At 47.9% G+C, this 25109-nt stretch carries 22 protein-coding genes; 11 read left to right on the forward strand and 11 right to left on the reverse strand.

The genetic code is table 11. The annotated features are described in order from the left end of the window. The 10 genes from AC3ZFK_RS06875 to mgtE form a co-directional block, all read left to right on the forward strand. On the forward strand, positions 1 to 1018 hold a 1018-nt coding region (locus AC3ZFK_RS06875; protein ID WP_487507175.1), incomplete at its 5' end, for a calcium/sodium antiporter. A 56-nt stretch (positions 1019 to 1074) separates the two neighbouring features. Next, a complete protein-coding gene (locus AC3ZFK_RS06880; RefSeq protein ID WP_487507176.1) occupies positions 1075 to 2049 on the forward strand; it encodes a KpsF/GutQ family sugar-phosphate isomerase in 975 nt (324 codons plus the stop codon). Positions 2050 to 2054: 5 nt separating this feature from the next. Continuing rightward, positions 2055 to 2606, forward strand: coding sequence for a 3-deoxy-manno-octulosonate-8-phosphatase KdsC (kdsC, locus tag AC3ZFK_RS06885; protein WP_487507177.1), 552 nt, complete (start codon positions 2055 to 2057; stop codon positions 2604 to 2606). A 21-nt stretch (positions 2607 to 2627) separates the two neighbouring features. Beyond that, positions 2628 to 3170: an LPS export ABC transporter periplasmic protein LptC gene (gene lptC / locus AC3ZFK_RS06890; protein ID WP_487507178.1), complete on the forward strand. Its 543-nt coding sequence runs from the start codon at positions 2628 to 2630 to the stop codon at positions 3168 to 3170. A 14-nt stretch (positions 3171 to 3184) separates the two neighbouring features. Then, on the forward strand, positions 3185 to 3715 hold the full coding sequence (lptA, locus tag AC3ZFK_RS06895) for a lipopolysaccharide transport periplasmic protein LptA (protein WP_487507179.1): 531 nt from the start codon (positions 3185 to 3187) through the stop codon (positions 3713 to 3715). A gap of 23 nt (positions 3716 to 3738) precedes the next feature. Continuing rightward, positions 3739 to 4464, forward strand: a complete 726-nt coding sequence (gene lptB, locus AC3ZFK_RS06900; protein ID WP_487507195.1) for an LPS export ABC transporter ATP-binding protein — start codon at positions 3739 to 3741, stop codon at positions 4462 to 4464. A gap of 13 nt (positions 4465 to 4477) precedes the next feature. Further along, a complete protein-coding gene (locus AC3ZFK_RS06905) occupies positions 4478 to 5917 on the forward strand; it encodes an RNA polymerase factor sigma-54 (RefSeq protein ID WP_487507180.1) in 1440 nt (479 codons plus the stop codon). Between the two features lie 10 nt (positions 5918 to 5927). Next, entirely contained in the window at positions 5928 to 6218 is a 291-nt protein-coding gene (gene hpf, locus AC3ZFK_RS06910; protein WP_487507181.1) for a ribosome hibernation promoting factor, read from the forward strand. Between the two features lie 61 nt (positions 6219 to 6279). Continuing rightward, positions 6280 to 8037, forward strand: coding sequence for a phosphoenolpyruvate--protein phosphotransferase (gene ptsP / locus AC3ZFK_RS06915; RefSeq protein ID WP_487507182.1), 1758 nt, complete (start codon positions 6280 to 6282; stop codon positions 8035 to 8037). Positions 8038 to 8057: 20 nt separating this feature from the next. Next, positions 8058 to 9416 carry a magnesium transporter gene (gene mgtE, locus AC3ZFK_RS06920; protein ID WP_487507183.1) on the forward strand — a complete coding sequence of 453 codons (1359 nt, stop codon included), beginning with the start codon at positions 8058 to 8060 and terminating at the stop codon, positions 9414 to 9416. A 10-nt stretch (positions 9417 to 9426) separates the two neighbouring features. On the opposite strand, the gene pmbA is transcribed toward mgtE, so the two are convergent. The 11 genes from pmbA to leuS form a co-directional block, all read right to left on the reverse strand. After that, positions 9427 to 10755: a metalloprotease PmbA gene (gene pmbA / locus AC3ZFK_RS06925; protein ID WP_487507184.1), complete on the reverse strand. Its 1329-nt coding sequence runs from the start codon at positions 10753 to 10755 to the stop codon at positions 9427 to 9429. Continuing rightward, on the reverse strand, positions 10752 to 12203 hold the full coding sequence (tldD, locus tag AC3ZFK_RS06930; protein WP_487507185.1) for a metalloprotease TldD: 1452 nt from the start codon (positions 12201 to 12203) through the stop codon (positions 10752 to 10754). Before tldD ends, pmbA begins: the two co-directional genes overlap by 4 nt. A 20-nt stretch (positions 12204 to 12223) precedes the next feature. Next, positions 12224 to 16144 carry a YhdP family protein gene (locus AC3ZFK_RS06935; protein WP_489433760.1) on the reverse strand — a complete coding sequence of 1307 codons (3921 nt, stop codon included), beginning with the start codon at positions 16142 to 16144 and terminating at the stop codon, positions 12224 to 12226. A gap of 24 nt (positions 16145 to 16168) precedes the next feature. Continuing rightward, entirely contained in the window at positions 16169 to 17641 is a 1473-nt protein-coding gene (rng, locus tag AC3ZFK_RS06940) for a ribonuclease G (RefSeq protein ID WP_487507187.1), read from the reverse strand. 117 nt (positions 17642 to 17758) lie between these two features. After that, the gene (gene rlmH, locus AC3ZFK_RS06945; RefSeq protein ID WP_487507188.1) at positions 17759 to 18229 is read right to left on the reverse strand and encodes a 23S rRNA (pseudouridine(1915)-N(3))-methyltransferase RlmH; all 471 of its coding nucleotides are present in this window, start codon (positions 18227 to 18229) and stop codon (positions 17759 to 17761) included. Next, on the reverse strand, positions 18226 to 18564 hold the full coding sequence (gene rsfS / locus AC3ZFK_RS06950) for a ribosome silencing factor (protein WP_487507189.1): 339 nt from the start codon (positions 18562 to 18564) through the stop codon (positions 18226 to 18228). The genes rlmH and rsfS overlap by 4 nt, the downstream gene beginning before the upstream one ends. A 19-nt stretch (positions 18565 to 18583) precedes the next feature. Beyond that, positions 18584 to 19225 (reverse strand): nicotinate-nucleotide adenylyltransferase, encoded by a 642-nt coding sequence (gene nadD, locus AC3ZFK_RS06955; RefSeq protein ID WP_487507190.1) that lies wholly within the window; start codon positions 19223 to 19225, stop codon positions 18584 to 18586. Between the two features lie 9 nt (positions 19226 to 19234). Then, on the reverse strand, positions 19235 to 20491 hold the full coding sequence (locus AC3ZFK_RS06960) for a glutamate-5-semialdehyde dehydrogenase (protein ID WP_487507191.1): 1257 nt from the start codon (positions 20489 to 20491) through the stop codon (positions 19235 to 19237). Between the two features lie 13 nt (positions 20492 to 20504). Continuing rightward, complete coding sequence (gene holA / locus AC3ZFK_RS06965; RefSeq protein WP_487507192.1) at positions 20505 to 21506, reverse strand: DNA polymerase III subunit delta; 1002 nt, start codon at positions 21504 to 21506, stop codon at positions 20505 to 20507. Next, on the reverse strand, positions 21503 to 21997 hold the full coding sequence (locus AC3ZFK_RS06970) for an LPS-assembly lipoprotein LptE (protein ID WP_487507193.1): 495 nt from the start codon (positions 21995 to 21997) through the stop codon (positions 21503 to 21505). Before AC3ZFK_RS06970 ends, holA begins: the two co-directional genes overlap by 4 nt. 5 nt (positions 21998 to 22002) lie before the next feature. Beyond that, the gene (gene leuS, locus AC3ZFK_RS06975) at positions 22003 to 24462 is read right to left on the reverse strand and encodes a leucine--tRNA ligase (protein ID WP_487507196.1); all 2460 of its coding nucleotides are present in this window, start codon (positions 24460 to 24462) and stop codon (positions 22003 to 22005) included. Between the two features lie 134 nt (positions 24463 to 24596). Between leuS and AC3ZFK_RS06980 the strand changes: the two genes are divergently transcribed. Beyond that, positions 24597 to 25109: a zinc ribbon-containing protein gene (locus tag AC3ZFK_RS06980; RefSeq protein ID WP_487507194.1), complete on the forward strand. Its 513-nt coding sequence runs from the start codon at positions 24597 to 24599 to the stop codon at positions 25107 to 25109.

The raw sequence follows: 25109 nt of genomic DNA on the forward strand, positions 1-25109 counted from the left end.
CAACTATTTATACTATGCCCCTATGATCGAGAACTTGATTGCCATAGTAGCCGGAATAGCCATACTGGTTTGGAGTGCTGACCGTTTTGTAATGGGTGCCGCTGCAACTGCCCAACACATGAACATCTCTCCCCTGATTATTGGTCTTGTAATTATGGGTTTTGGTACCAGCGCGCCAGAGATGATGGTCTCTTCACTTGCGGCCATGGAGGGAAGCCCAAGCATTGGCATTGGCAATGCCATTGGATCCAATATTGCCAATATTGCCCTGGTACTTGGTGCAACTGCAATGATCCTCCCAATTACTGTCCGCTCCGAAATTCTACGCAGAGAATTCCCTATCCTTATTGCGGTGACTATAGGTTGTGGGTTGATATTGCTCGACTATTCGCTGGACCGTATGGATGGAGCAATCCTTCTCTTCTCTCTGATTTTACTAATGGCGTGGCTGATCCAGACCAGCAAAGAGAGCTCTTCCAGTGACACCCTGGGCACGGAGGTTGGCGAAGAAATTCCTCAACTGCCTATCAAACGCGCTCTGTTCTGGACCGTTGCAGGCCTTATTGCCCTGCTCCTGAGTTCTCGTCTGATTGTCTGGGCTGCAGTGGAGATAGCACAGGCATTTGGGATTAGTGAGCTGATTATTGGATTAACCATTATTGCAATTGGAACCAGTCTGCCTGAACTTGCCGCCTCCATAACAGCTGCCTTGAAAAGGGAGCATGATATGGCCATTGGTAACATCATCGGATCCAATATGTTCAATATCCTTGGCGTTCTGGCTCTTCCCGGACTAATTGCTCCAAGCATCATTGAGCCGTCTGTTCTCTCACGGGATTTCATGGTGATGGCCGCACTCACTCTAATGCTGTTTATTATGGTGCGTCTATTTGGAAGCAATGGCCAAGTGGCCGACATCCAGCAGTCTACACTCAAGACCATAGGACGCATAGAGGGGACCATCCTTCTTGCTTGCTTCTTTAGCTATCTGGGACTACTGTACTATCAGACACTTTAGGGCGCTTTTAAAAATTCACTTTAATAACAAAAACCGAGAGATCTCTTAATTAAAAAATGAATGACACAACCAAACTTTCAGCTCTTGGAAAGGCAGTTATCCGGGAAGAGGCTCGGGCCATCGAAGCACTACTTGATCGTATCGATCACACCTTTGAGTCTGCCTGTAATGCCATACTGAATTGCGCTGGGCGCGTCGTTGTAATAGGGATGGGAAAATCAGGCCATATTGGAAGCAAGATTGCTGCCACACTTGCCAGCACCGGTACCCCTGCCTTTTTTGTCCACCCTGGCGAGGCCAGCCATGGTGATCTTGGCATGGTCACGGAGAGTGATGTGATAGTTGCACTATCCAATTCTGGAGAGACCAGTGAGGTTTTAATGCTGCTGCCGGTCATCAAGCGGCTGGGGGTCCCCATGATTGCCTTGACCGGAAACCCAAACTCTACTCTGGCAGATGCGGCAGATATTCATCTTGATGTCAGCGTTGAAAAGGAGGCTTGCCCACTTGGACTCGCACCAACCTCAAGCACAACTGCAACCCTGGTTATGGGAGACGCTTTGGCTGTTGCTCTGCTGGAACATCGCGGTTTTACCGAAGAGGATTTTGCCAGATCTCATCCTGCAGGGGCACTTGGAAGACGACTGCTGCTTCGTGTTGGTGACATCATGCACAAAGGGGAACGTATGCCATCAGTACAAACGGGCGCCATAGTACGTGATGCGCTACTGGAGATGACATCAAAAGGGCTGGGGATGACCGCCGTGGTTAATCCACAAGGAGAGATAGTTGGAATCTATACAGATGGAGACCTGCGCCGTACCATGGATCAACAGATTGATCTTCAGATAACTCCGGTTGATGATGTAATGAGCAGCAACTGCACGACCGTGCAAGAGGATCTCCTGGTTGAGGAAGTTCTCAGCATTATGGATCAAAAAAATATCAATGGACTCTTTGTGGTTGATGACCGAAAAAAGATCATTGGTGCACTCAACATGCTTGATCTGCTCCACGCAAAGGCTGTATAAGAGTCATGACAATTGAAATAAGCAGCGAACTCAGAGCCAGGGCAGAAAAAATCAAGCTGGTTATTTTTGATGTTGATGGCGTACTAACTGATGGCCGCCTCTTCTTTGGAGATGACGGCCAGGAGTACAAGGCATTCCACTCCAGAGACGGACTTGGGATGAAGATGCTTATGCGTAGCGGTGTAGAGGTTGCAGTCATTACTGCACGCTCATCAAATGTAGTGGCACACCGGATGAAAAATCTTGGTATTCGTCACTTCTATCAAGGCCAGTCCGACAAGGTACCTGCATTTTTGGGTATTGCAGATGAGATGAGTCTTGAGCATGATGCCATTGCCTACGTAGGAGACGACATTATCGATCTGCCAGTCATGTCTCGAGTGGGACTGGCAATTGCAGTTGCAGACGCTCACCCCGAGGTCTGCTCCCGTTCCCACTGGGTTACCCGGCAACAAGGGGGACACGGTGCCGCACGTGATGCATGTGAACTAATTATGGAGGCTCAGGGATCACTACAGCCCATGATTGAAGGGCAGGTTGCGGGTACATCCAACTAGACTGGCCCACCAAAACAGATCATGTCCAGCAGAAATATTCTCACCATTATCCTTATACTTGCTGTCGCAACAACATGGTATCTGATCCCTGACCCGCCACCATCTCAACAAAAAACCGCACAACAGACAGACTACTTTGTTGTTAAGCTGAATCGAAAACAGATGAATCTTTCCGGAGACACAGCCAGCACATTCAGCGCTGATCGTGTTGACCACTACCCTGAGGATAATCGGGAAGAGCTAATTAAGCCTCGCGCAACCACCTACAGTGCTGAAGATCCACCATGGAATCTAAGTGCTGATGAAGGCACACTGTGGGAAGAGGAGGATAGAGTCACTATGAGAGGAAATGTAATTGCCAACCAGAAATTCCCAAAGAGTCCTCGCTTCTCCAGAATGGAGACCGAGGAGGCCGAACTGTTTCTGGATAGCAATTCCATGAAAACCGATAAATTGATAACCTTCACCACAGATCGCACTACAACCACATCCACCGGAGCAGAGCTACATCTTGATACCGGTGAGATCCACCTGTTGAAAAGCTCATCCGGGCACTACAAATAAGAGAGGTACAAACCATGCATCGCAAGATATTTTTTACCATAGCCACACTGCTCTCATCTACTCTGTTTGCCCTGCCAACAGACAAAGATCAGCCGCTTGAGATTAATTCAGAGTCTGCAGAACTAAGAGAAAAGGAGGGTTATGCCATCTACACCAATGATGTACGGATGATCCAGGGATCTCTACAGATTGATGCGGATCGTGTAGAGGTGTTTTTTCCTGACAAAAAAGTATCCAAGGCCCTGATTTATGGGGATGGAGAGAAACGCGCATATTTTCAACAGACGCCAAACCCCGGAGAGAAGCCGGTAAAGGGTACTGCCAAACGTATTGTCTATCAGGTTGATCCTGATGAGATCCGTCTTCTGGGGGATGCCATATTCTGCCAGAAGGGTAGTGAACAGAAGGGAATGCGCATAATTTACGATATCGAAAAAGATGTGATGCGTGCAAAAGCACGGGTTCAATCCATCTTTCGTCCGGATAGCGCTCCGGGGACCTGTGACCATGTTATCTCTGACTACCGTCAACCAGACGCCCCATGACCGCTCAGGAAGTCACAACTGATATACCTGTACTCTCTGCAAAACACCTGGAAAAACGTTTTGGAAAAAAGAAGGTTGTTAAGGATGTCTCCATTAATGTTAAAGGCGGGGAGATTGTTGGACTACTAGGACCCAATGGGGCCGGCAAAACAACAGCCTTCTATATGATTGTAGGCTTGGTCAAGGCCAACAATGGAACTATTTTCCTAAACGGCACCAACCTCACAAAATATCCCATGCACCAACGGGCACGCATGGGGGTTGGATACCTGCCCCAAGAGCCCTCTGTTTTCAGAAAACTATCTGTTGAAGACAATCTGCTTGCGATTCTTCAATACAGGGAAGATCTCAGTGATGATGAGATGAGGGTTGAGATGGATGAGCTGCTGGAGGAGTTTCATCTGACCCATATCAGAGAGACAAAAGGGATTAGCCTTTCTGGTGGTGAGCGCAGAAGAGTGGAGATTGCTCGCGCCCTGGCTGCAAATCCCAGCTTTATCCTGTTGGATGAGCCTTTTGCTGGAGTAGACCCTATATCTGTCATTGATATTCAGAAAGTAGTCAAGCATCTGGCGGAACGTGGAATAGGGGTAATAATTACCGACCACAATGTCAGAGAGACTCTGTCGGTATGCAATCGCGCATATATCATCAATGAAGGAACAGTAATTGCCGAGGGCAACCCTGACCATATTCTTGAGCATGATCAGGTTCGGCAAGTCTACCTGGGGCATCAATTTCAGATGTAACTACAGCCCGCATATGCTGAATCAATCATTTAATCTACGTCTTGGTCAGACACTTAAAATGACCCCTCAACTACAGCAGGCAATACGTATGCTGCAGCTCTCTGCTGTTGAGTTACAGCAAGAGGTTCAAGAGATACTGGAAAATAATCCGCTACTGGAAGAGGATGAGGACAACGAACCTCAACATGAACAGGAAGGCGAACATGACGAACAAACTGTGGCCAACGACAAGGAGAGCTCCCTGCCTGATGAGCTGGAAACCGACAGCAGCTGGGAAGACACCTATGATATTCCATCCATGCTTGGCAATAGCTCGCCGGTGGATAATTTAGAACCCCAGGACAGTCACTCTTCAACAGACTCTCTACATGACCATCTGATATGGCAACTGAACACCATCCCCCTATCGGAACGTGACCACGGTATCTCTATTGCATTAATTGATGCCATCAACCCAGACGGATATCTTGAAACCCCTCTTTATGAATTAATAAATACAATTCAACTTGATCCTCCTGTTGAGATGGAAGAGCTGACAACCCAGTTACATCAGATACAATATTTTGATCCTCCCGGTGTTGGAGCAAGTGATCTGCGTGAATGTCTACTTATACAACTTCACCAATTAGAGAAGAAGGATCCTGCACAGAATGTGGCGATCAACTGGATTACAAACTATTTCAACCTGATTGCTGAACAGAACCGTGAACTGCTGTGTAAAAAACTATCAACCAATAATGAGACCCTGCTAAAGGCATTAGTCCTGATTCGAAACCTGAATCCTCATCCAGGAGACAAGATTGAGTCTACATCCACAGAATATGTCATTCCAGATTTGATAGTACAAAAAGATGGTGACCAATGGTCAATTGAGTTGACTCCAGAAACCAGCCCGAAACTTAGAATTAGCCCCTTCTACCAATCTATTAAAGGGAAATCACGTAATGGTAGCGACAAAGAGTACATAAGCAAAAATATCCAAGAGGCGCGCTGGTTTCTAAAAAGTCTGCAGAACAGAAATGAGACGCTATTCAAGGTAGCCTCTCATATTTTCCAGGTTCAGTCAGAGTTTCTTGAATCTGGTGCAGAAAAGATGCGGGCACTTACCCTGCGCACCATAGCAGATGCCATTGAGATGCATGAATCTACTATCTCGCGAGTTACCACCAATAAATATGCACAGACCCCTCAAGGTCTCTTTGAGCTAAAATACTTCTTTTCAAGCCAACTGAATACAGCAGATGGAGATGGAACCTCAGCAACTGCAGTACGTGCGATAATTCGCCAAATCGTGGATAATGAGGACTCCTCAAAGCCCATAAGTGACAACCGTATTACTATCTTATTGGCTGAAAAAGGGATAAAAGTTGCCCGACGAACCGTGGCAAAATATAGGGACATTCTTTCGATTCCCCCATCGAATGAACGTAAACGATTATTACAACAAGATTAAGGAAAGCACTATGCAGCTAAATATTACTGGACACCATGTTGAAGTCACACCATCAATGAATGAGTACGTTACTGGAAAGATGGATAAACTGGAGCGCCATTTTGACAATGTAACCAATGTTCATGTCGTCCTTAGTGTTGAGAAATTACGTCAGAAAGCTGAGGCTACTCTACACGTTAGCGGCGCAGAGATCTTTGCCGACTGTGTTGATGGGGACATGTATGCCGCCGTCGATGGATTGATAGACAAGCTTGATCGTCAGGTTATTAAGCACAAAGAGAAGTTGGGAAGCCATCGTTAATATTAACTTAAACCCAGGTCGTTCAACATCTTACTGACTTAGGTTCTGCGGAAAAACAACAATGAGTATCATGCTTCATGGAATTGGTGTGGCCAAGGGAATTGCTCTTGGGCAGGCCTACCTTATGGAGCACGGCCAACCTGATATTGCCGAATATACTGTTCCGGACTATCTGATTGACTCTGAAATTGATCGCTATACCAGTGCGCTGGAGACTGCGCGTGAGCAGTTGATTGAGCTTAGATCATCGGTACCGGTAGGTGTCTCTGGAGAGGTTACAGATTTTATTGATGCACACCTGTTGATGCTGGAAGATAGTGCTATTAGCCGTGCACCAACCAAAATGATTCGACACCAGCAGTGTAATGCGGAGTGGGCACTAAAACAGCAGCGTGACACTCTGGTACAGGTTTTTGAGGAGATGGATGACCCATATCTTCGCACTAGAAAAGATGATATTGACCATGTAATAAACCGCATCATGAAACTCCTGTTACAACAAGAGACTGATACTCAGGAGTTGATGGAGCCGGAAGAGGAGAGTACAGCACGAATTATCGTTGCCGATAACCTGACTGCTGCCGATATCCTCCAATTTCATCATCAGAATGTTGCTGGCATTATTACTGAACATGGTGCACCCAATTCCCACAGCGCCATCCTTGCCAGAAGCCTCCATATACCTGCTGTAATGGGGGCGGGGAATGTCCATCGCTATCTTCGTGATGGTGAACCACTAATAATTAATGGTGATAGTGGGATGATTCTTATCGACTCGGATGAGAAGACAATTGACTACTACCAAAACTTGCAAAATAACCACAAACTGCGACAGGACGCACTGGCAAAGCTACGTTCTCAGGCCGCTGTTACCAGAGACAACACCCCCGTCTCTCTGCAGGCTAATGTTGAATTGCAAGACGATATAACTGCAATGCATCAGGTTGGGTGTAACGATATTGGTCTCTACCGCACTGAATTTCTATTTCTTAACAGAGATGATCTGCCAACAGAGGAAGAGCAGTACGAGAACTACAAAGCTGTAATTGAGAAAATAGATGGAGCACTACTAACCATACGTACCCTGGATATTGGAACCGACAAACCAATTCCAGCCATTGCCGATATGGAAGGTGCTGACAACCCTGCCCTGGGATTAAGAGCAATTCGCCTATCCTTGAAGAATCTTGACCTGTTAATACCTCAGATACGCGCCATCTTGCGGGCTTCTGCTCATGGAAATATTCGGATGATGCTTCCAATGGTGAGCAGCATGCAAGAGATCACTCAAGTTCAGAACCATATTACTCAAGAGAAAAAGAATCTCCGGAGTGAAAAAGTTGATTTTGATGACGCAATAAAGATCGGAGCCATGATTGAAACACCTGGTGCCGCACTGTCAGCTGATGGATTTGCCCAAAAAATGGATTTTCTATCCATAGGCACCAATGATCTTATTCAATATACTCTGGCTATTGACCGTACCGATGACCAGGTAAATTACCTGTTTGATCCGCTCCATCCATCGATACTAAGACTTATTCACCGTGTTATTCAGGAGGGCAACAAATACGGTATCCCTGTATCCATGTGTGGAGAGATGGCTGGGGATGACCGTTATACACGCCTGCTGTTGGGAATGGGGTTAAGAGAGTTCAGCATGAACCCATCTGCACTCTCAGAGGTTAAACAGGTGGTGCTTAACACACGGCTGGATATTGTAGAGCCTCAAGCCGAACAGATACTGAAATCCCCATTCCACAATGAAGTACGCCGCCTGTTCGAACAACTAAATAGCTCTAACCCAGACCACGAATAACAGAGACCGCAGGAACAGTTATGGCAGACACCCCAGAACAGGAAAAGAGAGCACAGTGGGTCTCATCTGTTACCCAAGCCATCGAATATAATGATCTAACGCCTGTAGAGACGCTTCTTGGGGATCTCCATGCAGCAGATAGTGCACATCTGATTGAATCCATTCCTCCCAGAGAGCGACCACAACTATGGGAACTCCTGACTCCTGATCAACGGGCAGAAATTCTCCCTCACCTTAATGATGAGGTTCGTTCAGCTCTCCTTGAGGGGATGGATAACGATGAGCTGGCTGCAGCCGCATCCCAAATTGATACTGATGATATGGCAGACCTGCTTCAGGATATGTCATATAGCCAGACTCAACAGGTTCTGCAGTCAATGGATCAGCAAAACCGTCAGCAAATCGAAGAGGTTCTCTCCTATCCAGAGGATAGTGCTGGCGGATTGATGAATACCGATGCCATTGAGGTTCGTCCTGACATCGATCTGGATGTTGTTCTGCGCTATCTTCGTATGCGTGGAACAATACCTGAGGGTACTGATAACCTCATGGTAGTTGATCGTGATGATCTCTTTTTAGGGCTACTCCCTATCGCCACCCTGCTAACGATGGATCCTGACTCCAGCGTTGAAGATGTCATGATAAAGGAGTGCGATGTTATCTCTGCAGAGATGGCTGATACCGAGGTTATGAATCTATTTGAGAGCCATGATCTGATATCTGCACCTGTTCTGGATAAACGGGGGAAACTGCTAGGTCGTATCACCATTGATGATGTGGTAGATGTAATGCGAGATGAAGCTGACCACTCGCTGCTAGGACGGGCTGGTCTTGATGAAGAAGAGGATATGTTTGCCCCTGTTGGAGCAAGTGTACGACGACGCACATTGTGGCTTGGCCTAAATCTGGCAACTGCGTTTCTTGCCGCCTGGGTTATAGGTCTTTTTGAGGATACTCTGCAACAGGTAATTGCACTCGCAGTATTAATGCCGGTTGTTGCAAGCATGGGAGGCATTGCAGGAGGCCAAACTCTGACTCTGGTTATTCGTGGTATCGCCCTGAATCAGATCAATGATTCCAATACACGCTGGCTGATTGCCAAGGAATCTGCCGTTGGAGTACTCAATGGAGCACTATGGGCTGTCGTAGTCGGTGTAGTTGCATGGATCTGGTTTGATGATATTCAACTGGGGTGGATCATAGCCGTAGCAATGATCATCAATCTGATTATTGCTGCGCTTTCCGGGGTGGTTATCCCTGTTATACAGAAGAAAGTTGGAATTGACCCCGCACTTGCAGGATACGTAGTGTTGACTACTGTAACCGATGTCGTAGGTTTTCTCTCATTCCTGGGGCTGGCAACACTATTTCTGGTTTGAGCAAGGTGTCTCACTCTCCTGCAATACTCATATTTTCCAAAAGAATAGATCCTGTCTGAATATTGCCTCTCGGATCAACATCATCTCCTACTGCAACAATCTGACTGAACATATTCCGTAAATTTCCGGCAATTGTAATCTCGTCTACAGGGTGAACAATCTTACCGCCCTCAACCCAAAAACCGGAAGCTCCCCTGGAGTAGTCTCCGGTAATGGCATTTACCCCATGTCCCATCATCTCGGTCACCAACAGTCCTCTATCCATTTTGCTCAGCATGCCGTCCAGACCTACATCACCGTGAGTTACTCTTAGATTGCGCACCCCTCCACCATTCCCGGTAGTCTCCATACCCAATCTTCTGGCAGCATAACTATCAAGAACATAGCTGGAGAGAACTCCATCAGTTACAAAACTATTCTCTTCTGTCTTAACCCCTTCACTATCAAAAGCGGAACTTGCTGATCCTCCATGCAGATGAGGCCTCTCATAGATCGTTATAAAATCTGGAAATATCCTCTCCCCAAGCCGGTCCAATAAAAAAGATGCCTTTCGATATATGTTTCCTCCTCTGATAGCGGAGAGTAGATGGCCCAGTAGGCTCCCGGCCACAGGTGCTGCAAATAGAACCGGAGCTTCTCCTGTTGCCACTTTCATGCCACCAAGCCGATCCACTGCACGCTTTGCCGATTTTTTACCAACCTCTTCTGCACTTTCCAACTGTCGCGGATCACGTGCCGAACTTGACCAGTAATCTCTCTGCATCCCGGATTGGTCTGTTGCCACTACCGAACAACTTATGCCGTGACGAGTGCCACCATATCCAGCAAGAAAGCCATTGCTATTACCGTATACCCTGATTGAATGGTGACTACTTACAGCTCCACCCTCTGAATTTTTGATACGATCGTCACTCTCCAGCGCTGCAGATTCACAGGCTCTGGCCACATCAATACTCTCCTCTACCCCTACATCCCAGCCATGCTCCAACTCAAGATCCGGGAGCTCTGTCGCCAACCGCGCTGGATCTGCCAACCCGGCATATTCATCTTCCTGCGTATGACGTGCTATATCACATGCAGCACGTACTGCTGCGCGTACAGCATCAACAGAGAAATCACTGGTGCTTGCAGTCCCTTTTCTATTACCAAAATAGACCGTAACCACCATGCCACGATCCTTGTGGTGCTCAATGGTCTCCACCTCACCCATTCTTACACTGGTTGAATATCCATTCTCAATACTGCTTCCTGCCTCAGCAGCCGTTGCCCCCTGATGTTTTGCCTCATCCAGGATCTGCTGAGTCATATCCTCAAGTTCCATCTGCTCGGTGCCGATCATACCTCAGTACCCCCAACAGTCAGTTCGCTGATTTTCAGGGTGGGTTGACCAACCCCCACAGGAACACTCTGGCCATCTTTACCACAAACCCCCACTCCACGGTCCAGCTCCAGATCACTACCCACCATGGTTATCCTTGACATCACCTCTGGTCCATTCCCTATCAGGGTTACTCCACGAAGTGGGTGCTTTACAACACCATTCTCAATCAGATATGCCTCATTGGCAGAAAATACAAATTTTCCTGAGGTTATATCAACCTGACCTCCACCAAAGTTGACCGCATAGATCCCATGCTTCACCGATTCAATAATCTCCTGTGGATCTTGTTCGCCTGGCAGCATATAGGTGTTTGTCATTCTAGGCATCGGCAGATGGGCATATGACTCTCTGCGTCCATTTCCTGTCGAGGATACTCCCATTAAACGGCCGTTGGTCTTATCCTGCATATACCCTTTAAGAACCCCATTCTCAATCAGTACATTATTCTCTGTATCTGTCCCTTCATCATCAATATTGAGAGATCCTCGCCTCCCCTCCATAGTTCCATTATCCACTACAGTACATAGCGGGCTGGCAACCTGCTCGCCCAATCTGCCGGAAAATGTCGATGTCCCCTTGCGATTAAAGTCCCCCTCCAGGCCATGGCCAACCGCCTCGTGCAACAATACCCCTGGCCATCCATTTCCCAACACTACCTCCATTGCTCCAGCTGGTGCATCCTCTGCCTCAAGGCTTACCAGTGCCTGCCTTACAGCCTCCCTGGCACTATGTTTTGCGTCATCAGAATTCATCAATAGTGAGAAATCAGAACGCCCCCCAAACCCGGAAGAGCCATTTTCCCTGCGCCCATCCTGTTCCACAATCACAGACACATTAAGTCGCACCAGTGGACGCACATCTGCAGCAAAGGTGCCATCACTACCTGCAACCATAATCACATCGTAGCTACTGGCTACACTAGCCATAACCTGGATGACCCGTGGATCTGCCATACGTGCCCATCTATCAAGGTGCTGAAGCAACTCAACCTTCTCTGCTGCAGTCACTGACAACAGTGGGTTAACTGGAAGATAAAGAGATTGTCTCTCCTTACCACCTACAGAAATACCAGCTACTTTTGTTTTCCCACTACTGCCACTTCTGGAAATGATTCGTGCAGATTCAGCAGCCTGCATCAGAGCCTTGGCACTAATCTCGTCAGAATAGGCAAACCCGGTTTTCTCTCCATGGATTGCCCTAACCCCGACACCAGAATCAATATCATAACTTCCATCACGTACCACACCATCCTCAAGCGACCAGAATTCATGGTGGCTCTGCTGGAAATAGAGATCAGCATAATCCATCTCTCTTCCCATAATATGGTGTAGTGTATTATCGATCACGTCTTGCGATATCTCGCCCGGATCAAGCAGCAGGTCCGTGGCTAACTGCACTCTATTCATCTCTGAAACTCCATTTTCAGTCATGGAAAAAACGGCTCACTCACTGGAGGAATGGCTTTTTTCTTTTTTATAGGTTCAAGTTTTGGATCGTCCCAACTTCCTGTCAGGGTGTAGCGTGTTGTTATAAGTCCCTCTTTCTTGAATAACTTCTGATAAAGCAACACAACCCCGCCAACTGCTGCCCCCGCAGGTCCGCCAACCAGTGCTCCTGTTGCCGGTAGCGTCTCTGATACCTTTGGGCTTACCGATACAATCTGGTCATAATCCTGGGCCACAATACCTGTTCTGCCAGCAATCCTTATAGTTGATGTAGGGCCATCAATCTTCATCTCAGGTCGTGTATGTGCGTGGCCATTCTTAAGCTCAAAGGATCCTTCGATGATATCAAATGGCATTCCCTTATCTGTAATATCAGAAAAATCCAGTGACAGGCGACGAGTCAAGGTATGGATGCCCAGCAACCCAAACACTCTGCCGACACTGTTATCTACATCCCTGAGATGACCTTTTCCAACTGAAATATCCAGATTCCCATCCATCTTACCAAGAGATAAATCTGCCGGATTTCCTGGCCACTCAGCCTTGATCTGGACCGATGTCTGCCCCTTATCTATATCACCCTGATATCCAAACAGGGTAAGCATCTCTCCAAGCTGATCGCCCGTTATGTGAATATTGAATCTGGACAGTGATGACCCTGACCGTTGCAGCCACCCCCCCTGTGCAGAAACCTTCATAACCTCTGAATCAAGAGTTACATCATCAAAAAATATGCCATTATCTGTGCTTCTGGTCTGCAGGTTCAGCTCTCCTAAATCTATACCGTTAATCCTGGTGTCCTGGCTTACTACACTCATGACAGGAACCAATGAAAGATCAAGATCAGTATCTACATTCAGATACTCACCGTCTCTCTCTTTATCTTCTACCCCACCCTCTGTTCCCAACCATATACGATCCATGATAACGATCATCGGATCTTCCTCACTAACCGGCACTTTGGCCTTTCCCTGCAGTTGATCGCTACTTAGGCCAACACCCCAATACCCGTCCTGGTGGGGATTAGCCATCATTGCAAGATTATCAAGACGCAGGCCAAACAGATCGGCCTCAACGGCATCAATCGCCACTCTCTGTAGATTAAATCTGGAATGGTCAAACTCATCTCTTTCACCACCCATTATCTCTTTCTGCAGCTTGATCCACTCTCCCAGATTTAACTGATTGACCCTGCCTTGAACATATAGACCACGTTCACCATCACCTATTACATCACCACTCTCTAGATCACCAAGCAGAACCACTCCACTCCACTCATCACTCTCTTTAATGTATTCAAACTGTACCTTGGCATGGTCAGGGCTCAATAGATCCAGGTTCTGTAGATCTCCATTGTCAAATTTCAGAGAGAGTGTAGTAGGCCAACTCTCATTCAGACTTTTAGCAAGTGGTGTCGGCAGACTCAGGGCTATATTTTTAAGATCTGAGTGCAGATCAATACCTACCGTTTTATCATCAATGCCACTACTATTTTCATATATCCCGATTTTAATACGTCCACCCCAGTGAACCATTGAGGTTGGGCTGTCACCTTCATCACCAACAAATGGAGATATATTGATTTCCCACCCCTCGTTCAACCACTGCTCCACACTCCTCTTTTGTAACTCTCCCTCCACATTAATAACCAACTCACTCTGTCTATCATCACCAGAGCTAAACGCAGTAATCAGCAGCGGGGATTCCAGGAACTCTCCTTTGGCATGCTCAATGGATACTCCATCATTATCAAATTCAATATTCCCATGAAGTTCATTAACGCTAATATTCATCCCCTCGGCCACTAACCTATTATTATGGAGTTCCACAAACCCATTTGCCTGTACTGGAACATTGACACCTATTGGCACCTCAATCTTAAGGTTAAGGATCGCATCTCCCTCCAGAGAGGCAATAGAGGTTATACGTTTAGATTTCCTTTTTAATGGAGTACTGCCAAGTGCATGGATCAGTTTCTTACTATCACTTACAATCTGTCCATAAATTTTCAGAGGGCTTTTACCCAACTTTTTGGTCTCTAATGTGAGCCTGTTCAGAGGAAGACCATCAATCTTGCCACCATCTATCTTCACCTGTAGAGACTCACTATCAAAGCTCAATAGAGCCTTACCGTTGGTTACGATGGGCCACCCATCAGTGTAGTTGAGGTCAAGGTCATGAATCTGTAGCTCTGTCCTGAATTGACCACCACCCTGCGCATAGGGAAAACTATCCAGCGCTCCTTTAAGAAGAAATGTACCCTCTTTGAGCTCACCTGATAACAACCCGTTCTTCAGCCACCTCACCAGGCGTGGGCTCATTTTCTGCTCTGGTAACTGAGCCATTAAATCAGACACCCGATCCGCCTTAACCCGAGCCTGAAGATCAAGTATTGGAGACCCTCCCCCTGCCGGCATCAAAATCTCTGCTCTACCATTGGCACGCAGTGCACCAAAAGATGCTTGTAATGATTTCGATGAAAGCAGCACGCCCTCCTTGAGCTGCTGCCATGCAATCTTGCTCTGATGCAGATCCAGCTTAACTGGATCCGTATAAATACCATCCAGCTCCAATAACACACTCCCTGGCGCAGGAGAAAATATCCCCTCTTGCCCATTCACCTGTAGCTGACCATTTATTCCGGAAACAGAATATCCATCAACACTCTTCAATCCATGAATGGAGATCTGGGCAAGATCCATCTGCGCCTCAATACCGCTCATCAATCCAGCACTATCTGGATATGATCTGAATTTAATCTGTTGCAGATCACCAGATGCCAGCACCCCATATTCACCACTTGTAAATGTTGCATAGAGACCAGAGAGCGTTGGTGAAGAGACCAGATGAACTCGGTCAATCGCCCCCATCAAGACATCATTGCCAGACTCATCTATTTTTCGCTCAATCAGTGCTGAGGCAGGGTGATTTTTGCGCTTACTATCCTCTTCCCCTCCCCACACCAGACTATCCATCTGTAGTCGCCACTCCTGGTCTTGCTGTTTTTTCCAGAAGAACTCACCACCCGCAAGACCTGGTGACTCTATAAAGGCATCATCTCTGTCAAAAGTTGCACGTCCCTTCTCCAGCTGTCCGGAAAGCCACTCACCCCACCACTCAATATCTGAACTACCTTGTACCAATGAGAGCCACGGGGTTTCCTTACTCCCAATCAAACCGGCAAGCTCGATACTGTCTCCCTGAAGATGCATCTGACCATCCCATCCTTGCGGAGTGAACAGATCTCCAAACCACTCCAGATCAAGCTTGACTGGACTTGATGGCTGTTCCCCAAATATCACACTGCCTGTTGCCTGATGACGATAACCTGAACTTACGAGTGCAAGATCAACATCAGAAAGATGCCACTGCATATTTACAAAACGTTTTTCTGTAATCAGGATCTCTGCATCCTCAACTACTACCGATGGCTGACTTAACAACCAACCAATAGATGATGAAGAGAGGTTCTCAACCTCTCCGTCACCATCACCACCAAACCCATCAACAGTCAGACTGCCATCCTCATGGTGAACAACTGACAGTTTTGGACGTTCAATTGATAACACTGAGGTCACAACCTCACCAAATCCAAATGAGGAGAGCAGATCAACCCTGATCCCTCCACTCTTAAAGGATATTTGTGGTTTTCCCGATTCCGGATCAAACAAAATAACGTGGTGGACAGAAATATCCAGCATGCGACCATCCAGAGAAAGTGATATATCCTCTATAGATAGCGGGACCCCAATCTCTGCCTCAATCCATGACTCCAGATCATCATGAAAGAGACCGGTACCTGGTAACACCGTGCGCATCAACACCGTCAGCAGTGCTGCTGTAACCAAAACTGTAGCTGCAAGAATCCAGAATGTCCCCCAGAGGCTGCGAATAAATTGCATCAACTTTGTCACCAGATCGGGCAATCAGACTGGAACCACATCAAATTGTTCCGGTGTATAGTAGGTCTCCACCTGAAGACGAACCGGCTTGCCGATAAACTCCTCAAGCTCTGCCAGACTTGCCGACTCCTCATCAAACAACAGATCTGTAATCTCCTGTGCTGCAAGCACCAGAAATTCTTTGGAGTCATCATATTGACGAGACTCCCTGATAATCTCACGGAAGATCTCATAACAGACCGTCTCTGCTGTCTTGATGTGCCCCCTGCCTCCACAGGTTGGACAATCTTCACAGAGCACATGCTCCAGACTCTCACGTGTTCGCTTGCGGGTCATCTCAACCAGTCCCAGTGAAGAGACCTGGCTGATGTGAGTTTTTGCATGGTCCAGATCAAGATACTTCTGAAGTGAGCGCATAACTTGCTGCCGATGCTGCTCATCCTCCATATCAATCAGATCAAGAATAATAATCCCCCCAAGGTTTCTCAACCTCAGCTGACGCGCAATGGTCTGCGTTGCCTCAAGGTTGGTTTTGAAAATTGTCTCTTCCAGATTATGGTGCCCTACAAATGAGCCAGTGTTGACATCAATTGTGGTCATCGCCTCGGTCTGATCAATGATCAGGTACCCCCCGGACTTTAGTGGCACTTTACGCTGCAGCGCCTTCTGGATCTCGTCCTCGACAGAATAGAGATCAAAAATTGGACACTCTCCGGGGTAGTACTCAACCCGGGATGCCAACTCCGGATTAAACTGTGCCGCAAATTTCGTGCATCTCTCAAAAGCCTGTCTAGAATCAATTCTGACATGCTCTATCGTATCCTTTAACTGGTCACGAATGATTCTCTGCTCCAGTGGCAGGTCGCTATGGATGAGCGTACGCGCCTTGGCGGTTCTGTTTATCTCCTGGACAGACTCCCATATCTTGTACAGCAACTTGGCCTCATGTAGCAGATCATCCTCGGGAACACCCTCCCCTGCCGTACGAACAATAAAACCTCCATAACCACCAGCAATCACCGCTTTTTGAATCATCGCCCGTAGACGCTCTCTCTCCCCCTCCTCCTCAATTCTCTGTGATACTCCCACACACTGAACTGCCGGTAGAAATACAAGATAACGGGATGGAATAGATATCTGCATGGTTAGGCGAGCACCCTTGGTACCCAATGGATCCTTGACCACCTGCACCATAAGCTCCTGACCATCTGATATCAGATCAGTAATCTGATCAGGCTCATGATCACACTCAATCTCCTCGCTCACCTCTTTGGGGCGGATATCAGATGCATGTAAAAAAGCTGCCCGTTCCAGCCCAACATCCACAAAAGCAGCCTGCATGCCCGGCAATACCCGGCTCACCTTGCCCTTGTATATGTTGCCAACGATACTCAGGTGGTCTCTGCGCTCAATATAGATCTCCTGCAGAACCCCATTCTCAACCATTGCAGAACGAGTCTCTCGTGGCGTTACATTAATAAGGATTTCTGTACTCACAAATTGCTCACTCTTGAGATAGACATAGTTAGGCTAGATTTTAACCCAAGGAAGCTTTGATTAAGTCATTTTGTGACCAAATCATCCTCCCTGATTTTGTTTTATGAATAATCAGTTTTATGAACGATGATAAGGGTGATTATTCAAAATTGTCCACGCTCTGTACAGCTGCTCCGCAACCACAACCCTGACTAACGGATGAGGAAGTGTAAGTTTGGAGAGTGACCATTGCTGCTGTGCCCGCTGCAGACAATCTTGTGAAAGGCCATCTGGGCCACCAACCAGAAGAGATACCCCAACACCACTCTGCATCCACTTGCCCAAACTTGATGAGAGCTTCTCTGTTGACCATGAGACCCCCTTTACATCCAGTGCAACAACCATATCTCCCTTGGGAAGTGCCGAGATAATTCTCTTGCCCTCGCTCTCCATCCACCTTGCTGGAGAGCTACTACGCCCTCGCTTTTCTGCCTCAACTTCCACCAAACTTAAACTGCACTCTCTTGGCATGCGGCGAGCATACTCTGAAAACCCCTCCTCAACCCATCCTGGCATCTTGCGCCCAACAGCAATCAGGGTGATTTTCACCCCTCCTCCCGCTTGAAGTCTGTCCAGAATTTCTCCAGATTATAATAGTCTCTGGTTTCAGGGAGCATTACATGCACCACAATATCGCCCAGATCAATCAATACCCACTCGCCTGAACCCTCTCCCTCTCTACCAAGAGGAAGAACCCCTGCTCTCTTTGCCTCTACCACCACATTCTCCGCCAGAGAACGGACGTGTCTATTGGAGGTTCCACTGGCAATAATCAGCCGATTGGTTACATCTGTCATCTCGGATATATCCATAACTGATATATCGTTTCCTTTTAGCTCTTCCAGTGCATTAATTGCAAGCTGCTCCAGATCATCAATTAACATTTCTACTCTAGTCCTCTATTCAATTTTTTCTATAACAGCTGTTTATTTCATCTCTTATTGCTTCAGGCACCATCAAACCAGAATCACCTCCATCCCTTACAATCTCTCTAATCCCGGTTGATGATATCTCCAGAGGAGTTACAGGAAAAAAGATAACTTTCCCTCCACCATCTGCCGCCAGACAGTGCAGCTCTTCTATCTGCCCAGCCTCACGCTCGTTTAATAGTGCATCAAACTCTTCACCTTCAGGATATTCAAATCCAGGCCTGTGGGTTACCACAATGTGTGCGTATTGAAATAGCTCTTTCCAACGGTGCCAACCACCAATTTTTGAAAATGCATCCATTCCCATAATCAGGCATAGTGGTCTATCCGGAAACTCTCTGGCCATTGATTCAAGGGTGACCACCATCCATGATGGCTCATCCCTCTCTACCTCACGCAGATCAACCTCAAATTGTGGGAACTCATTAATGGCTATCTGTAGCCATCTAATACGATCATTCAGCGGAGCTATTGGTTGACCACGATGTACCGGAAATCTGCTGGGAACAAAACGTACCTGATCCATATCCAGCCCCTCACACACCTCCAGTGCAGGACGAAGATGTCCAAAATGGACGGGGTCGAAGGTTCCACCGAAAATACCTATTGGCTTCATCTTTGGTGGTTATTTACGAATATGTCCATCCCCCAGCACAATAAATTTCTGCGAGGTAAGGCCCTCAAGTCCAACTGGACCACGCACATGAATCTTGTCCGTACTGATGCCAATCTCTGCACCCAGACCATACTCAAAGCCATCTGCAAAACGGGTTGACGCATTGACCATGACCGAGCTTGAATCCACCTCTGCCATAAAGCGCCGCGCACGACTGTAACTCTCAGTCACTATAGACTCAGTATGGCCAGAGCTGTGCTGATGAATATGATCCATCGCTCCGTTCAACCCAGAAACTACACGAATGGAGAGAACCGGAGCCAGGTACTCTTCATCCCAATCCTCATCAGTTGCTGCAACAATGCCAGGCAAAATCTTTTGGGTAGCCTCACAACCACGTAACTCAACCCCCTTATCCTGATAACGTTTCGCCAATGGCGGCAGACACTGAGAAGCAACATCCTTCGCTACCAGCAGTGTCTCCATTGCGTTGCATACACCATAACGGTGGGTTTTGGCATTGAATGCAATATCAATCGCTTTCGACTGATCTGCATCACCATCAATGTAAACATGACAGATCCCATGAAGATGTTTAATCACTGGAATTCTTGCATCCTCACTGATTCTCTCTATTAACCCCTTGCCTCCTCTAGGAATGATGACATCAACATAGCTGCTCATGGTGATCAGCTCACCAACCGCCTCGCGATCTGCTGTCTCAACAACCTGTACCGCATCTGCTGGCAGACCTGCCTCAGATAGCCCTTGATGAATAAGAGCAGCAATTGCCTGATTGGAGTGAAACGCCTCAGATCCACCCCGCAAAATAGCTGCATTACCTGACTTCAGGCAGAGGGCTGCTGCATCTGCAGTTACATTGGGACGGGACTCATAAATGATCCCGATCACCCCAAGTGGTACACGCATTTTGCCAACCTGAATTCCGGAAGGACGATAGTTAAGGTCTGTAATCTCACCAACAGGGTCTGGCAGTGTCGCAATCTGGCGCAACCCCTCTGCCATACCATGTACACGCTCTTCATTCAGTTCAAGCCTGTCCAGTAGAGCCTCATCCAGCCCTCTTTCCCGACCAGCATCCATATCCTTCCGGTTTTCCCCCAGCAGCTGCTCCATAGAGTGCTCCAGAAGATCAGCCGTTGCCTCCAACGCCATATTTTTTGATGTTGTTTCAGCTCTGGCCATGGCGCGTGAGGCACTGCGCGCACGCTCCCCCACCTCCTGCATATACTTTTGAATATCCATATCTGTTTCCTGTCTAAGCTACAGTGGCACGAACCACAAAATCCTCCATACCACTCCAGGGGTCACCGTCCATCATCCCTTTGCCAGCTCTGTCAATAAGGCCAAGCTGACGAACAAGAGGAGTGATTTTAGGGACACCTATACGGTTCAGTGCAGCCATCAAAAGAGGCTGCTTTTTCCACCACATGGGATTGTACTCCAACGGCTTGTAGGCTGATGGATTACGCTCTATTCCCATTGCGGCGAGGTCACGAAAGTCTCGTGCCACAGACCAGTGCACCACCTGAATCGCGACCCCTTCACCTTTTAATCCATGCAGAATACGCAGCGCTCTTGCTCTATTACCCTCCAGCACAGCATCTGCAAGTTTAAAGGCATTAAAACTTGAGCTTTCTGACACCACTCTATTCGCGGTCTCTTCATCAACTGCTGTATCTGGTTCCACAAACAGCACCAGCTTCTCAAGCTCCTGAACTGCCGCCAACAGATTGCCCTCTGCCCGTTCTGCCACAATCGCCGCCACGCCCGGAGTTGTCCTTAACCCCATGCTCTCCATTCTGTCTGCAACCCACTGTGCCATCTGTTCTGCCTCAACCGGCCATATCTGCACAGTGACACCGGCACTTTCAACTGTTTTGAACCATTTGGTTTTTTGTGATGCCTTATCAAGCTTGCTGGATACGATAAGCAGCACCTTGTCTTCAGGGGGATTCTCACACCACTCAACCAGAGCTTTGCCGCCATCCCTGCCAGGTTTTCCGGTTGGGAGGCGCAGATCAACAACCTTTCTCTCTGCAAAGAGCGACAGCTCATTTCCCTCTCTGGCCAACTCGCTCCAATTGAATTCCCTGGTTGCTACAAGAACTATACGCTCCTCATAACCCTCCCTCTTAAGTGCTGAGCGCACCTGGTCTGCTGCCTCCTGTAACAGCAGCGGCTCATCACCACTCAACAGATAAATTGGAGCAGTTTTTCCCTTCAGGTGGTTTGCAAGTGATTCCGGTTTGACCTTCATCGGCGACGCAGTGCGCGCAACAGATCACGAACCGCTTCACGAATCATAACCTCGCGCAGATACTTCTCCTCCTGCTCTTTCCCAAGCACCTCTGTACCACTATATTTGTAACTCTCTTTCTGCTTAAGATGGCCTTGATCAAGCAACGCTCCATCTACCGATCTAAGCTTCCAGTCAACCTGATAGTCAAGTGCATACTCACTTACCTTGCCGGTACTGCTGTCAACCGTTGCGACACGACGAGAAAATGTCTCATTGCTCAACTCCAGGATCGCAGTTGCATCTGACTCACCAGAGACAACCCCGCCATTGGTGCGGCGAACCCCCTCTCTGACAGAGCGGACCAACTCTACAGAGACCCCGGAACCATCAACCCAGGTTGCCTCCATCTCATCCGGCAGAATCACTGCACCACGCAGATGAAAGCCACACCCCTGCAACACAAGCAGGGTCAACAGTGTTGGGAGCAGAATTCTCTTTATCGGTCTCATCATATTCACTTTACCACAAGATTAACCAACTTCCCCGGCACCACTATAATCTTAATTACCTCTTTTCCTTCGGTAAAACGGACTACATTCTCGTCCTCGACCGCCATCCTCTCTATCTCATCCTTGCTGGTATCAACCGCAACTTCCAGCTTCGCCCTCAGCTTTCCGTTAACCTGAACCACCATCTGAATACTATCCTTTACCATGGCGCGCTGATCATATTCTGGCCAGGCAACATTTACCGCTGCACCATCGTGCCCCAGAGCACTCCACAGCTTGTGGGAGATATGAGGAACCATTGGGGAGAGCAACAGGGCCACGGACTCAAGCGCCTCCTGCATCACCAGTCTGCCCTGTTCAGATTTATCGTTGTATCTGCCAATCTGATTAGTCAACTCCATAACTGCCGCTATAGCTGTATTGAATATCATACGCCTACCAATATCATCCCCCACCTTCTGAATCGTATGGTGAACTGCATGACGCATATCTTTTTGCTCTTTGGTCAAATTCTGATTGCCCTGCAACGTCTCAACTCCACTGCAGACACCAGCCTTGACGTGCGCATAGACAAGCTTCCACACTCTTTTCAGAAAACGGTAAGCACCTTCAACACCCGAGTCAGACCACTCAAGCGACTGCTCTGGTGGTGCTGCAAACATGATAAAGAGGCGCACGGTATCTGCACCATAACGGTCAATCAGGCCTTGCGGATCAACCGTGTTGCCCCTGGATTTGGACATCTTTGCCCCATCCTTCAAAACCATCCCCTGAGTCAGGAGGTTCTTGAAGGGTTCATCAGAGTGTAGCAGGCCCTCATCACGCAACAGCTTATGGTAGAAGCGAGAATAGAGCAGATGGAGGATAGCATGCTCTACACCCCCAACATATTGATCTACCGGTACCCAGTAATCCACTCTGGAATCGAGCATCTTCTCATTCTGGTCGCGACAACTGTAACGGGCGTAGTACCAGGATGACTCCATAAAGGTGTCAAAGGTATCGGTCTCTCGCTCTGCCGCACCACCACACTTGGGACAGGTGGTCTCATAAAACTCCGGCATCTTTTTGATAGGCGAGCCGATACCATCAAACCTCACGTCCTCAGGCAACACCACTGGCAACTGCTCTTCGGGTACAGCCACCGCCCCACAGGTTTTACAGTTCACGACAGGAATCGGACATCCCCAGTAACGCTGACGAGAAACCCCCCAGTCGCGCAGACGATAATTTACCTTTCTCTGCCCCTTCCCTGCAGCCTCAACATAATCGGCAATAGCATTCAGTGCCCCAGTAAAATCAAGGCCATCAAACTGATCTGAGTTATAGAGTTCTCCCTTGTCTGTATATGCCGACTCTGACACATCAGACCCATCCTCATCAGCCGGTCTAATAACCGGCTTGATCTCAATACCGTATTTAGTGGCAAACTCCCAATCCCTCTGGTCATGTGCAGGAACAGCCATAACAGCACCTGTGCCATAACTCATCAGTACAAAGTTGGCGACCCAGACCGGAATAGAATCACCTGTAACAGGATGGGATACAGTCACCCCAAGAGCCATACCCTTTTTCTCCATAGTCTCCATTGCAGCCTCGGATGTCTCCATCTTGCTGCACTCATCCAGAAACTGTTGTAGTTGCGGGCTGTTCTCTGCTGCCTGAACAGCTAGTTGGTGCTCAGCTGCGACAGCCACATAGGTGACCCCCATCAAGGTGTCAGGGCGAGTGGTGAATACAGTAAGTGGCTCACCTGCCGACCCAAACTGGAGCTCTAGCCCCTCGGAACGACCAATCCAGTTAGCCTGCATTGTTCTCACTGCCTCTGGCCACCCCTCAAGATTGTCCAGGCCATCCAGCAACTCATCACCGTAATCCGTTATCTTCATGAACCACTGCGGAATCTCTCTGCGCTCCACCACTGCCCCGGAGCGCCATCCTCTACCATCAATTACCTGCTCATTTGCCAGCACAGTCTGATCAACCGGATCCCAATTCACTACTGCATTCTTCTTGTACACCAACCCTTTTTCCATAAGGCGGGTAAACATCCACTGCTCCCAACGATAGTACTCCGGACGGCAGGTGGCGATCTCCCTGGACCAGTCATAACCATAACCGAGACGCTGCAACTGTCCGCGCATCTCATCCATATTCTGATAGGTCCACTCGGCAGGAGCGACCTTGTTCTTAATTGCTGCATTCTCGGCAGGAAGGCCGAAAGCATCCCAACCCATTGGCTGCAACACGCTCTTGCCCTGCATCCGCTGATATCGGGAGATCACATCACCAATAGTGTAGTTACGTACATGCCCCATATGGAGCTTGCCACTAGGATAGGGGAACATTGAAAGACAGTAAAACTTCTCCTTTACAGGATTCTCATCCGCCCTAAAGGTCTGAGTTTTCTCCCAGAACTGCTGTGCCTCCAGCTCAATCTCCTGCGGGTGATACTGCTCTTCCATGAATCCTCTTTCCATCACTCTTATTCAATGTTTTCGAAAGCGGTAATGTTACCCCACTCCACCTCCTGAATCGAAAAAAACCGGCAAATAGTGCTACGATATAGATACCAAAACTACTGATTCAGGAATACCTCATGCCCTCAAACAAAGAATCTCGACTTATCCAGCTCTACCACACCATGCGAGACCATCTTCAGGATGCAATCAACGAAAACAGGGAACATCTGCCATCGCTAAAACAGTTAATTGATGATGCAAAAGAGAAGATATCTGATCTTGACGAACTAACCAGGGAAGAGGTTGAACAGATAGGAGAGTACCTGGAGAGAGATCTGGAGGCGGCAGGAAGTTATCTGGCGGAGACTGGTGAAGACCTGGGGCGCTGGTTCCATATGGAAGAGACATTGATAGAGGATAGACTCAAAGATCTATTTGCCCAAATTGCAGACCCCACCCAGATTGCACTAACCCGTCTGGATGCAGCAGCACGTCATGCTCAAAACTACCATAGCGGTGAGGTCGTAGGGATGGGCAAACTGGAGTGTGTGCAGTGCGGGAAAACCATCAAGATTGATAAGACATCAGTTATTCCAGAATGTCCCCAGTGCAAGGGAACGGTATTCAAAATACGCAATCCATCAAACTGA

It is taken from the genome of Candidatus Thiopontia autotrophica, from assembly GCF_982804495.1.